Annotated in this window: 13 protein-coding genes; 8 read left to right on the forward strand and 5 right to left on the reverse strand. The window is 45.3% G+C overall.

From position 1 onward, the window contains the following. Positions 1-23: 23 nt before the first annotated feature. The 6 genes from BLR32_RS02195 to BLR32_RS02220 all read left to right on the forward strand — a co-directional run bounded on the left by BLR32_RS02195 (position 24) and on the right by BLR32_RS02220 (position 4,950). Complete coding sequence (locus tag BLR32_RS02195) at positions 24-806, forward strand: carboxypeptidase-like regulatory domain-containing protein (protein WP_089828599.1); 783 nt, start codon at positions 24-26, stop codon at positions 804-806. Positions 807-812: 6 nt separating this feature from the next. Further along, the gene (locus BLR32_RS02200; protein ID WP_143011332.1) at positions 813-1,616 is read left to right on the forward strand and encodes a hypothetical protein; all 804 of its coding nucleotides are present in this window, start codon (positions 813-815) and stop codon (positions 1,614-1,616) included. A gap of 70 nt (positions 1,617-1,686) precedes the next feature. Then, positions 1,687-2,514 carry a carboxypeptidase-like regulatory domain-containing protein gene (locus tag BLR32_RS02205; protein ID WP_089828601.1) on the forward strand — a complete coding sequence of 276 codons (828 nt, stop codon included), beginning with the start codon at positions 1,687-1,689 and terminating at the stop codon, positions 2,512-2,514. 133 nt (positions 2,515-2,647) lie between these two features. Next, complete coding sequence (deoC, locus tag BLR32_RS02210; RefSeq protein WP_089828602.1) at positions 2,648-3,295, forward strand: deoxyribose-phosphate aldolase; 648 nt, start codon at positions 2,648-2,650, stop codon at positions 3,293-3,295. 55 nt (positions 3,296-3,350) lie between these two features. Then, entirely contained in the window at positions 3,351-3,788 is a 438-nt protein-coding gene (locus BLR32_RS02215; RefSeq protein ID WP_176842134.1) for an SPOR domain-containing protein, read from the forward strand. Further along, on the forward strand, positions 3,772-4,950 hold the full coding sequence (locus BLR32_RS02220) for a M20 metallopeptidase family protein (protein WP_089828604.1): 1,179 nt from the start codon (positions 3,772-3,774) through the stop codon (positions 4,948-4,950). The genes BLR32_RS02215 and BLR32_RS02220 overlap by 17 nt, the downstream gene beginning before the upstream one ends. A 151-nt stretch (positions 4,951-5,101) precedes the next feature. Here BLR32_RS02220 and BLR32_RS02225 read toward each other — a convergent pair whose 3' ends face one another. Genes BLR32_RS02225 through BLR32_RS02240 form a run of 4 tightly spaced genes read right to left on the reverse strand, consistent with a single transcriptional unit; the run spans position 5,102 to position 7,870 of the window. Continuing rightward, positions 5,102-5,773, reverse strand: coding sequence for a hypothetical protein (locus tag BLR32_RS02225; protein WP_089828605.1), 672 nt, complete (start codon positions 5,771-5,773; stop codon positions 5,102-5,104). An 18-nt stretch (positions 5,774-5,791) separates the two neighbouring features. Further along, the gene (locus tag BLR32_RS02230) at positions 5,792-6,163 is read right to left on the reverse strand and encodes a GntR family transcriptional regulator (protein ID WP_089828606.1); all 372 of its coding nucleotides are present in this window, start codon (positions 6,161-6,163) and stop codon (positions 5,792-5,794) included. Between the two features lie 30 nt (positions 6,164-6,193). Further along, positions 6,194-7,021, reverse strand: a complete 828-nt coding sequence (locus BLR32_RS02235; protein ID WP_089828607.1) for a hypothetical protein — start codon at positions 7,019-7,021, stop codon at positions 6,194-6,196. 15 nt (positions 7,022-7,036) lie between these two features. After that, positions 7,037-7,870, reverse strand: coding sequence for an ABC transporter ATP-binding protein (locus tag BLR32_RS02240; protein ID WP_089828608.1), 834 nt, complete (start codon positions 7,868-7,870; stop codon positions 7,037-7,039). A gap of 584 nt (positions 7,871-8,454) precedes the next feature. Here BLR32_RS02240 and BLR32_RS02245 point away from each other — a divergent pair. Further along, positions 8,455-9,528 (forward strand): hypothetical protein, encoded by a 1,074-nt coding sequence (locus tag BLR32_RS02245; RefSeq protein WP_089828609.1) that lies wholly within the window; start codon positions 8,455-8,457, stop codon positions 9,526-9,528. 56 nt (positions 9,529-9,584) lie between these two features. Here BLR32_RS02245 and BLR32_RS02250 read toward each other — a convergent pair whose 3' ends face one another. After that, positions 9,585-10,862, reverse strand: a complete 1,278-nt coding sequence (locus tag BLR32_RS02250) for a serine hydroxymethyltransferase (protein WP_089828610.1) — start codon at positions 10,860-10,862, stop codon at positions 9,585-9,587. A 262-nt stretch (positions 10,863-11,124) separates the two neighbouring features. Here BLR32_RS02250 and BLR32_RS02255 point away from each other — a divergent pair, with 262 nt between their 5' ends. Beyond that, positions 11,125-12,117, forward strand: a complete 993-nt coding sequence (locus BLR32_RS02255; protein WP_089828611.1) for a sugar phosphate nucleotidyltransferase — start codon at positions 11,125-11,127, stop codon at positions 12,115-12,117. Positions 12,118-12,251: the final 134 nt, after the last annotated feature.

A 12,251-nucleotide genomic window follows, 5' to 3' on the forward strand; every position in this document is an offset into this window, starting at 1 on the left:
ATTATCCATTTTAATTCATCCACATGAAAAATATCATATTCCTCTCATTCTTTTTATGCCTTATCATGGCATGTGCTAAGGAAGGGCCTCCCGGGCCTAAAGGACCTGATGGTCCACCATATACCTGGCCGCCGGGCAATATTACCGGTTACATTAATCTGCGTGATCAGTTCGGGGGGGCTGTGGCAAGGCAGGACAGCGTATTGTTACAAACCTATAATGCAGACAGCATTTTCAGGGCTTACACTGACACAAATGGACACTTTTATCTGCCTGCCGTTCCACCGGGCAATTATGATATCAGTATCTCAAAAGCCGGTTATGATTCCCTCCATTTGTATGTGCAGCATGCAGGCGGTTCAATCGATAAATTCCTTGGTAGTATAGCAATGGCGCAGCATGTTTCGACAAAAATAATATCCTTTACTGCCAAGACATACCGACTCTTCCCTGATATCTTTATCCCGTTTGAAATTGTGTTTGAATGGCCGACACCGCACCGGTTTTCTGTATCGGGCTTCCAGGTATATCTTGATACATCAGCCGTACCTGGTGTAGGTAGAGGACTGTCCAAGCTAACTATCGCGACTGAGGGCCAGGATATCAATGGTACTACGGGTAAAATAGTAGGTAACATAACCATTCCGACCTACCTGGTGCCTTCAGGGGCTACATTATATCTGACAGCGGTAGCAGCACCTGTAAGTTCCGGTTATACGCCATGGCTGAATTATGCTACGGGCGCCCAGATAGCATATCCTTATCTGGGAGATTCACTGAAAATACAGACCTCTCAAATAGAATAATCTCATATGAAACAGCTAATATTAGTATTATACTGCTGCCTTTTTATGGTAGCCTGCGTAAACTGGGATGTTACGGGTCCTGCAGGACCAGAAGGCCCTCCCGGTCCTCCGGGGCAAAAGCCGCCGGGTGCTGATACGTCTTCTATTGTAGGAAGGGTATTTACCTTTAATGAGTTTACGACGCCTATATGGCCCGTAGACAGTGTCAAAGTAACATTATATCTGAGTGCTGATTCTATACTTGAAACAATGGCTGATACAGCCGGTTACTATCAATTCCATGGTATAGGCACAGGCACCTATAATCTGAGCTTCCACCGCAACGGTTTTGGTGAGATGAAGGTGTTCGGACAGACACATATTTCCGGAGGTACGCTGAACACTACGGTGCAGGACGTATCAATTGTACAGATACCTGTACAGAACGTGCCTGATTCAGTCTGGTTTGAATATACAATTCCTAATTATATCAACATAAGGATCCACCTGCCGCCTGGAGGCATTGTGATGACCGGCAGGAATTACGAGGTATATTTTTCCAAACATGCTGATGTCAGCGACAGTAACTATCTGACCGGCGTAGCATACTATGCTCCTAACACACCAAAGGACTGGCTTACTCCTTACTTCTCTCCGGGTGATTCTATATATGCCCGTATATATGTATTTCCTAAATACTTCTATACACCATGGGTGGGATGGGCAAACACGGTCAGACCAGGCGCTTACTATGTAGATCCTGCTTCGGGAAAAGTTGTATATCCATTCAAGAGTAAAGCATCAGCATTAGCTAAAGGTGTTTTTAACTGATGCATTTATTCCGAGGGAAGGACTATCACAAGTAATATTTATTTCAATATTCTGATAAACCATTTAATGTATGACCTCCAAAATCTTACTTAGCCTATGCTGCTTTGCAGCAGTCTGTTTGCTATTCTCCTGCATCAAAGACCCGAATTGGCCTCCCTCTCAAAAAAAGGGAGACATCACCGGGAAAGTGATCATGTATGATTCAATGGGCGTAGCGCTGTCTAATCATGCAGGCGTGCTGGTTACAATAGACTCCACAGGTCTGAGTGCCATCACTGATGCCACCGGAGCGTATAGCTTCAAAAAAGTGAAGGCAGGACAGTATAACTTTAGTTATTCAAAGGAAGGCTATGGTACCTACCGGATCATTCATCAGCTACACACTGGCGGCACGACGGCTACACAACTACCTGATGCCGAAGTAGGTAAGATCTATGATGGTCCAACGGTAACGAACTTTGACTACTTTGGTTTGGGAAGTCCTAATAATCCGCAGATTGTTACAGTAACGGACTTTGCATCTCCTATGCGGCTGCCGGCAGCCTCCGTGTTATATATGGATACTATCCCCAATCTTTCTAAAACAAACTTCAGAGGCTATATCAGGTATGCTGCCCTGCAAGGTATCCAGGATAGTATGTATTACTGGACGCCCGACATCGATCCGCATGTCATAAGAGCAGACAGTGTGTTGCTCAAAGCACGCCACCTTTATTTCTATCTGGCATTTGACAATCTAAGGGATATTAAATACATAGATGAACAGGGTCGTACGATACATCCCTGTACAGGTAAAAGGTTAGGGGCATTTCAATTATATGGAGCTCTATTTGAGGAGAATCCTTATAGCAGCAGGCAAGCCGGTGACGGTACTCAGCTGCGGTTCAAACAGCGCTAACTGATTGCACTTTTATACGGTATAAGATGATCTCAGGCAGCACCGAACAGTGCTGCCTGATCTGTTAATATGTGCCCCGGTATGTTACCCCATTTCCAGATTTCCCTTACTTTCGTGACCGAAACCTGTCACAATGAAACTCAACAGATACATAGACCACACTGTCCTCAAGCCAACTACCACACTGGAAGACATTAAGAAACTCTGTATGGAAGCGGTGGAATATGATTTTGCCGCGGTATGCATCCCTCCGCCCTTTGTAAAACTGGCGAAGACCTTTGTGGGCAGCACCACTACCAGGGTGGCTACCGTTACCGGCTTTCCTTTCGGTTATTCCGCCATAGAGGCCAAGGTGGCTGAAACGGTACTCGCCATTGTGGATGAAGCTGACGAGATCGATATGGTAGCGAATATCCTGGCTATCAGGAATAAGGACTGGGATTATGTGGAAAAAGAGATTGCGACCATCATGCCCATCATCCGTAACCATAATAAGGCGATCAAGGTGATCATTGAAAGTGGCATATTATTGGAAGAAGAGATTGTGCAGTGCTGCCAGCTATATGCTAAATACCAGGTGGATTTTGTAAAAACCTCTACGGGGTATGCAGAAAAGGGAGCAACCGTTGCTGCCGTGCAACTGATGAGGGCTAATCTGCCGGCAAATATTCAGATAAAAGCTTCGGGCGGTATTCGTACCTTTGCGTTCGCCAAGGAACTGATTGACGCTGGCGCCACGAGGATAGGGACGAGCAACGGGGTAGCACTCATGAAAGAATAATTGCGGTGATGGCAGGTAGCTGCTGCTGCGTGATTATCCTTCTAAACAGATGAATATGAAACACTTAATATTATTATTCTCCGGATTGCTGATCGGAGGCCTGGCCATGGCCCAGGACGCACCTATCGCCAGCACAGGTGGCGTGAAGGTTGTAAAAGACCCCCGTCTCGACCTGCTGGTCAGGAAGCAGATCTACATCAATACCCTGGCCATCCGGAATCAGCCGGGATTCAGGGTACAGGTCATCTCTACCAACAAAAGGAATGAGGCTAACGATATAAAGGCCAAAGTAATGCACTTATATCCCGATTACCGTACTTATATGGATTACCAGGCTCCGTATTTCAAGGTACGCGTGGGCGACTTTAAGAGCCGCGAAGAGGCAGCCGACCTGCGGGATAAACTTTCAGACAACTTCCCGGGCGGCATATTTGTGGTACCAGCCATTATTAATGTGACACCAGAGAAAGAAGGGAATGAAGAATCGTATTAAAGCACTAGCGCATCAGTATGCGCCGGAGTTCGTTGCTATCCGCCGCCATATCCACTCCCATCCTGAATTATCTTTCGAGGAATATGAGACATCAAAATTCCTGCAACAGAAACTGGATGAATTTGGCGTATCCTATACAGCCGGCGTTGCCGGAACCGGCATTGTTGCCATTATAGAAGGAAAAAATCCATCTTCCAAAACCATCGCCTTACGGGCGGACATTGATGCACTTCCTATTACGGAGGCCAATGATGTACCTTATAAATCACTCAATAAAGGTGTGATGCATGCCTGCGGGCATGACGTACACACTACCTGTGTGTTGGGTGCTACCCGCATCCTGCAGGAGCTGAAGGATGAATTTGAAGGCACTATCAAAGTATTATTCCAGCCCGGTGAAGAGAAACATCCCGGAGGGGCCAGCCTGATGATCCAGGCAGGCGCACTGGAAAATCCACGTCCCGACGCCATCCTGGGCATGCACGTGCAGCCGACGATGGAAGCCGGTAAGCTGGGTTTCAGAGCTGGACAATACATGGCCAGTGCCGATGAGATCTATATCACGATCAAAGGAAAGGGCGGTCATGCGGCATTGCCACATCTGACGGTGGATACTATCCTGGTGGCATCTCACATAGTGGTAAGCCTGCAACAGGTCATCAGCCGTAATAATAATCCCTTCTCCCCTTCTGTGTTGAGCATCTGTGCCTTTAACGGAGGATATACGACCAACGTAATTCCCAGCGAGGTAAAACTGATGGGGACCTTCCGCGCCATGGATGAAACCTGGCGTTTTAAGGCGCATGAGATCATTAAAAAACAGGCTACGGAGCTTGCTCATGCTATGGGTGCCGAAATAGAAGTGGAGATCCTGGTGGGGTATCCCTGCCTGTATAACAATGAAGGGGTGACTGGCAAGGCGCGTTCTCTCGCGGAAGAATTCCTGGGATTACCGAACGTGGAGGATACTGAAGTGCGTATGGGTGCAGAAGACTTTGCATTCTATTCCCAGATCGTGCCGGCCTGCTTTTTCAGACTGGGTACAGGGAATATTGCCCGTGGCATTACTTCCGGCGTACATACGCCTACTTTCGATGTAGACGAAAATGCGATCGAAGTGGGGATCGGTACTATGGCCTATCTTGCCACTCAATTCCAATAACAATACCTCTATGACATATACAAAGGCCGGGATGCAGATCCTGGCCTTTTCCATTAATAAGTGATTGCTTTTTGAATATTTAACCAAAAGAGGCCTGCTTGAAAGCGGGCCTCTATCAACATAGCCTTTTTGTCTTTCGTTATAAAAAAAGTTATTTGATCTGTTTCATGCTGGTTAATGATTCGCCGGTTAATTCCAGCTCCCGCAAGCTGTCTACGGCCATTGACACATGGCCATAAGGTACTGCATAGGACCTTAGCACACTGGACTTTCCTAATTGCAGGTAGATGGAATCAACCTGGCTGTTTTTACCAGCAGCTTCAAATTCATTCTCTTCGCCACCTTTTACATCCAGTACATTTACCTTCATATCGATCAGTTGAACATTACAGGATTTACCTGCCAGTATGTTCAACGAAGGCAGATTAAAATTTCGCAGAGAAACACCGTTTCCTTCAGATAAGATCACAGTTTGCAATGCCGGACATTCCAACACAAAATCATCGCCGTCTTTCATTTTGATAAACATCGTATCATTTTGAACGGAGTAATCAAACTTACGATCCTTTTCTCCCCAAAAATAAATCTGGTATTTTTCATCTCTTTCAACAGTCAGACGGTCGCTTGATATTCCCTCTATCTTTAATACTTTGAATGCGCTGACAGGAGTTTTGCGTTCTTTGCCGTTTTTATCATCATCTGTCAATAATCCGTCTCCGCTTCTTCCTCTTTTATAATTAGCCCACATCACTGTGTCGGAGAGCAGCATCAGCAAAACGATCAGTCCCACGAAAGAGAGTAATAATTTATTACTGGTCTTCATAAATGTCTTTTTAATAAATTATCTGAAATGAGATTTTTTATATTTCTCGTAGTGTGTTTTTAATTCATCCAGTTCTATATCCAGTAAGTAGATATTGCGGAAGAATTGTGGCAGCTCATTGGCCAGGAAACGTTCTTTCTTCAGTTGCTTTATTTTCTTTCCCGCGTTGGGGGTAACGAAGTAGCCGATCCCTCTTTTATTATAGATGATCTCATACTGCTGCAGATACTCACAGGTACGCATTACAGTATTGGGGTTCACTTCCAGTTGCACTGCCAGTTCCCGGACAGAAGGAATTCTATCCTCCGTCTTCCACTTATCCAGCAATATCTGCTCACACATATGATCTGCGATCTGGAGATATATCGCTTGTGATTCTTTGAATTCCATAAACAATTTTTTAAACAGGCATCGCCTTGATTACATCTCTTTATCTCTTAACCGCATATATGCTAATGTCCAAAGCATGGGCGTGACCAGGTATTTGGCAAAGAATAAGAGCCCATCTCTCACATTTGGTGGCAGCATCAGGAATTTATGTGTCTGAGGAGCGTATTCTGAAGGATGTTCACCCAGCATCACGTTGATACCAATAAAAGGGAATTGCCCATTCCAGCCAACCATGCGGCTGCCAAAGAATATATAAGCAAAGAGGGTATTCAGGAAATATAAGGACAGCAAAAATATCATGAACAGGAATACGGTTTTGATAAAACTATACTTTTGAAAATAGATAGTACCCAGTAACATGACAGCCTGCGTGATAAACCATCCGTAATAGATATACTTCACATAATCTTTACTGAACTCACGGCGCAGATCATTTTCCATATGATGGCCGGTGCGCAATGCGAGTACTCCATCTATACCAAGGTAAGCGAGGTAAAAAGCAAAGTGATAAATCAGCAGGAAACCGATGGTAGTTACCACTAACGTGCTGAGATATTTTTCCAGTTGCGAGGCAGGGAATAGCAGGTAATCTATGCCCTGTGATTTATTGGCTAGTTCACTGAAGGAAAGGCTTGTGAAGATGAGCCCTGTTAGGAACAGCCCCATAAAATACAATGGCATTAATCTGCTGATGACAGGCTGTACCCTGAAATTATCGGATAAGTTGAACAGCAGAATAATGATCAACAACACTGTCAAAACGATGACTGACATCCCGTAGATGCGGTAATTGTCTATCAGGTGTTTTCTCATATAGAGGCCAAAGCGGCCAGCGCTAAAAACATTATTTGTTTGCATAAGTAGTAGCAGGGGTTAGTTAAAGATTTGAGAAATACTTTCCCTTTTTTCCAGCACAGCGTTGAACAATAATTCCATATCAATGCGGCTGTGTTCTGTGCCTTCATTAGGAGTGATAACAGCATGCCCGCGGATAGAACTATCCGAGAACAATACATTCCCAGCTTCAGCCATATTCGTTACGTTCTTAAAACACAGCCTGTCGGTGACTGCTTCCACATTCTGGCGGAAGATGATCTTATGATCGTCGATGATCACGATGCTATCGATCAGGTTATCCAGATCGCGTACCTGGTGGGTAGATATCACGATGCATTTATCATCGCTTACGGCAGCCGCGATCACTTTACGGAACTGGCTTTTGGAAGGGATATCCAATCCGTTGGTAGGTTCGTCCAGTATCAGTGCTTTGGTATTGGCGGCCAGGGCAAAGCTGATCAGCACTTTCTTCTTTTGTCCGTACGACATTTCCGTCAGCCGCTGATCTACAGGAATATGGAATTCTTCCATGTAGTTATGAAAGGCCTTGCGGTCGAAGTTGGGATAGAATGGCGCATAGGTATTGAGGTATCCTTTGATGTGTACCTGTGGCAGGTAAAACTCTTCAGGGACCATAAACAGGTTCTGCAAAAAAGCGGGCTGGCGGTAGCGGGATTCGAAGCCCATTACTTTGCAATGGCCTTGCTGTGGAAATAATAAACCGGCAATGTGTTTCAGCAGGCTGGATTTACCGGCTCCGTTCTTTCCCAGTAAACCATAGATGTGACCAGCTTCCAGTTGCAGGTTCAGGTTCTCGAAGAGGGGTTTGTTCTTCCGATAACTGAAGGAGAGATTCTGGATAGATATCATAGCTTAGTGATTTAGTGTACTACATATCTAGTACACTGTAAATGTATGAAGGTTTTTTTTATAATTCCAAAAAAATTATGTGCAGCGAGGGATTATGTATTGTTCGCAGGATGTGCAGGTTGACGTTTTGGGTGCATCGGTGTTGGTTCGGGGGGATAAACCATTACATTTCCAGGGGTTGAAAACCCATTCGATCCCCCCGGGGGTTGCGAACCCCATTCCATCCCCTGGGTTGAAACCCGGGGCTACAAACAATTAGACCCCTACCGGGGTCTAATGCAGCGAATGATTACGTATTGTTTCGGGGGGATGCATCGGTGGACGTTCGGGGGAATGAAACCATTACGTTTCCCCGGGGTTATCACCCCGCGCTACAAACAATGAGCCCCCTAAAGGGGTCTAATGCAGCGAATGATCCGGTGTTGTTCGCCGGGATGTACCGGTTGACGTTCGGGTGCACCAAGTGCATCATTTTGCGCTTAATGTTTAGTTTTCAATAACTTTTCCCTGTAGAAGCATTTCTACACATTAAGACTTTTTTATAGGTTATATTTGCTCGTGGTTTAAACTAAAATATAACTCCTATGAAAGGCCCTATAGCAGCCTTGCTTTGTTTAAGCCTTTTATTTTCAGCGATTACGGTATCCGCGCAGTTCGTAAAGACGAAAGACCTCGAGAAGATGAAAAAAAGGACCAGGATCCTTGTGGTGAAAGAAAAACCTGATAAGAAGATCTTAAAGCAACTCGCCCGTAGTTCCTCTGAAATGGCAAATGCTTATAAGCAGGCTATCAAACAATTAAACCAGGACTTCCCGGAAGCAGTCAGGCAATTCTGGACAGTGAACAGTGGCGCTACTATTGAAGTACGCACAGAAAAAGAAATTGAAAAGATCCGCAAGAAGAATGACAGAACCAGCATTGTGATGGACTGTCAGTCGCTGCATGTTAAACCCGGCGTCAAAAGCCGTTACGCCAAATATGCACGTACCTACACCACCTCCCTGTTATGGGAAAAGGATAGTAAAGACCTTAGCATCCCGGTCATTAATATGACCTTTATAGAAAATGACCCTCAGTATCCTTTTTACATACAGAATATGTCTGACAGGTTCCCTGATTTTGTCGATCTGGCAGTGGGATTGCGCTTAGCCACCTTTGTGTTCAACGAACAGCTGGATGGTAAATCGTCCACTATTCTGCAGAAAGAGATCAAACACAATGCGGTACTGATGAAAGGTAAGACCCTGGTATTGTGCAGGGAATGGCTGGACGAAGCTTTTGAAGCCAATACGGCAAAACGGGATTACCCCTATCCTATCCGTTATGTGAACCAGGAGGAACTGGAAAGTCTGATCCGTAAGGATACTTTTGACAGCACTGTCGTAGCGTATGTGCCGGCAGGCGTATTCTCAACCTTCGATCGTAATACGCCCAGTATGGAGGTGCATATGCCTGTGGTTTTCGATCCGGTGAACGGGATGCCGCTTTGTCATTCCGACATCAGCGATGAGATGTTCCAGGCCTGGGGGTTTTCACTCATTCCCAAGATGGGAAAGACGGTCGTCGGGTTTAAGAAGATCCGGAATGAGGATATCCGGAACTTTGCAAAGTCCATCAATGAAGGAGAAGAAATAGATATTACCCGGAGTATAAAATAAAAGAAACGCCTCACAGATTGTGAGGCGTTTCTCATTTATCGTTGTTTCTGATTGACTTACAATTCAGGATACAGTACGAACTGTTTCATAAAGTCGTTCACTGAACCTCTTACCTTAGTGATAAGCGCTTCATTATCAGCATCCATCAGCAATTCATCGATCCAGGATACTACCTGCTGCATGTGCTCTTCTTTCATTCCGCGGGTGGTGATAGCTGGTACGCCGACACGGATACCGGAAGTAACGAAAGCGGATTTATCATCGAAAGGCACCATGTTCTTGTTAACAGTGATGTCTGCTTTTACCAGTACCTGTTCTGCCTTTTTACCGGAAATGTTCTTATTACGCAGATCGATCAGCATCAGGTGGTTGTCAGTACCGCCAGACACGATCTCATAACCTTTTTCCACGAATGCTTTAGACATTGCCTGGGCGTTTCTGATGATCTGTTTTGCGTATGCATCGTATTCGTCGGTCAGGATCTCGAAGAAAGAAACTGCTTTGGCAGCAATTACGTGCTCCAGCGGACCGCCCTGAATACCAGGGAATACGGCAGTATCGATCAGTGAGCTCATCATGCGGATCTCACCTTTTGGTGTTTTCAGACCGAACGGATTTTCAAAGTCTTTACCCATCATGATCAGACCACCACGGGGACCACGCAATGTTTTGTGGGTGGTAGTGGTTACAAAATGACAGTGTTCGAACGGAGAGTTCAGCAATCCTTTAGCGATCAGACCAGCAGGATGCGCGATATCTGCCATTACAAAAGCACCTACCTGGTCAGCGATCTGGCGGATACGTTTATAATCCCAGTCACGGCTGTAAGCAGAGGCACCACACACGATCAGTTGTGGTTTCTCTTTCAGCGCGATTTCTTCCATTTTATCGTATTCTACGAGGCCGGTTTCCTTATTTACGCCATAGGAAAGCGCCTGGTATAACTTACCTGAGTAGTTTACCGGAGAGCCGTGGGTCAGGTGACCGCCCATGCTCAGGTCCAGTCCCAGGATTTTATCGCCTGGTTTCAGGATAGCCAGCATTACTGCGGCATTTGCCTGTGCGCCGGAGTGCGGCTGTACGTTCGCATATTCTGCATTAAAGATCTGCTTAGCCCTGTCAATGGCCAGTTGTTCGCTCTGGTCCACGATTTCACAGCCACCATAATATCTACGTCCCGGATAGCCTTCCGCATATTTGTTGGTCAGCACGGTCCCCATCGCCTGTATTACCTGCAGACTTGTAAAGTTTTCCGATGCAATCAATTCTATGCCATGACGCTGGCGTTCCAGCTCCTGGCCGATGATATTAAATATTTGCAGATCTCTTTGCATTGTATGTACTTTGAAAATTTGCTGCAAAGGTAATCGAATTTGCGAATAGTGCATAGTGAATAAAGGATAGTAGCTAGATTTTTTTGCTACAAAAACACATTACTACAGTTATAAATACTAGAAAACTTAATAATCCATAGACGATAGTTCAAGCTCTTGTTAACTGGTTCTGCCTGCCCTATGGACTATTTTCATTTTTTGTTCTACCTTCACGCCCTCGGTACAAGAGAACGAGACGGATCATTTAAACTAACCTGCGTACATGAAGGCCATTATACCTGTAGCTGGTGCTGGCACCAAGCTACGTCCTCATACATATACACAGCCGAAAGCATTAATTCCCCTTGCGGGCAGAACTATATTAAGCATCATCATTGACCAGCTGGCAGAAGCTGGTATTACTGAATTTGTGTTTGTCATCGGATACCTGGGGGAAAAGATCCAGCACTATGTTCAGAAGAAATATCCTCACCTGACCTGTCACTTTGTACAGCAGAACAGTCGTGAGGGTACCGGACACGCCATTCTGCTGACCAGGCAGGTAGTGCAGGACGATGAGATCCTGATCGTACTGGGCGACACGATCTGTGAAGGCAACTTCCAGGAACTAATCGCGGCTCCGGTATCTATGCTCGGCCTGAAGAAAGTGGATGATCCCCGCAATTTTGGTGTGGCAGAACTGAATGAGGACAACAACATCATCCGGGTAGTGGAAAAACCACAGATCCCTAAGTCCAACCTTGCCCTTGTAGGTGTTTATAAAATAAAAGAGACTGGACAACTATACGATTGCCTGGAACAGAACATTCTCAATCAGAAGAAATCGCACGACGAATTCCAGCTGACGGATGCACTGCAGTGCATGATAGAACATGGCGTTACCTTCAAGACCTTCAAGGTAAGCAACTGGTTTGATTGCGGCCGGAAGGAAACGCTGCTGGAAACAAATGCTATTCTCCTGAGTAAAGATAAAATGCATGGCAATCACGAGCATCCTTATGAGAATACGATCATTATCCCTCCGGTGAGTATTGCAGAGGGATGTAATATCAAGAATTCTATTATTGGACCTAATGTGGCGATCGGGGATAATACTGTTATTAATTATTCGATCGTGAAGGATTCGATTATCGGATCGTTCAGTAATTTGTATGAGGTGGTGTTGAAGTCGTCATTGATTGGTAGTGATGCGAATATTCGTGGGTTGAGTCAGAGTTTGAATATCGGGGATAATACGGAGATTGATTTGGGGTAACAATAAAGGCACACGGTTACAAACAACACATTCAACATAACGTAATAGGCTCCGTTAGGAGCCTTACGTTTGTAACGCGGGGTGAAACCCCGGGGAAACGCGATGAATCATTCATTCCACACAATTAACAACGC

Origin of the sequence: Chitinophaga filiformis (assembly GCF_900102545.1) — a bacterium.
GTDB classification, from domain to species: Bacteria; Bacteroidota; Bacteroidia; order Chitinophagales; family Chitinophagaceae; genus Chitinophaga; species Chitinophaga filiformis.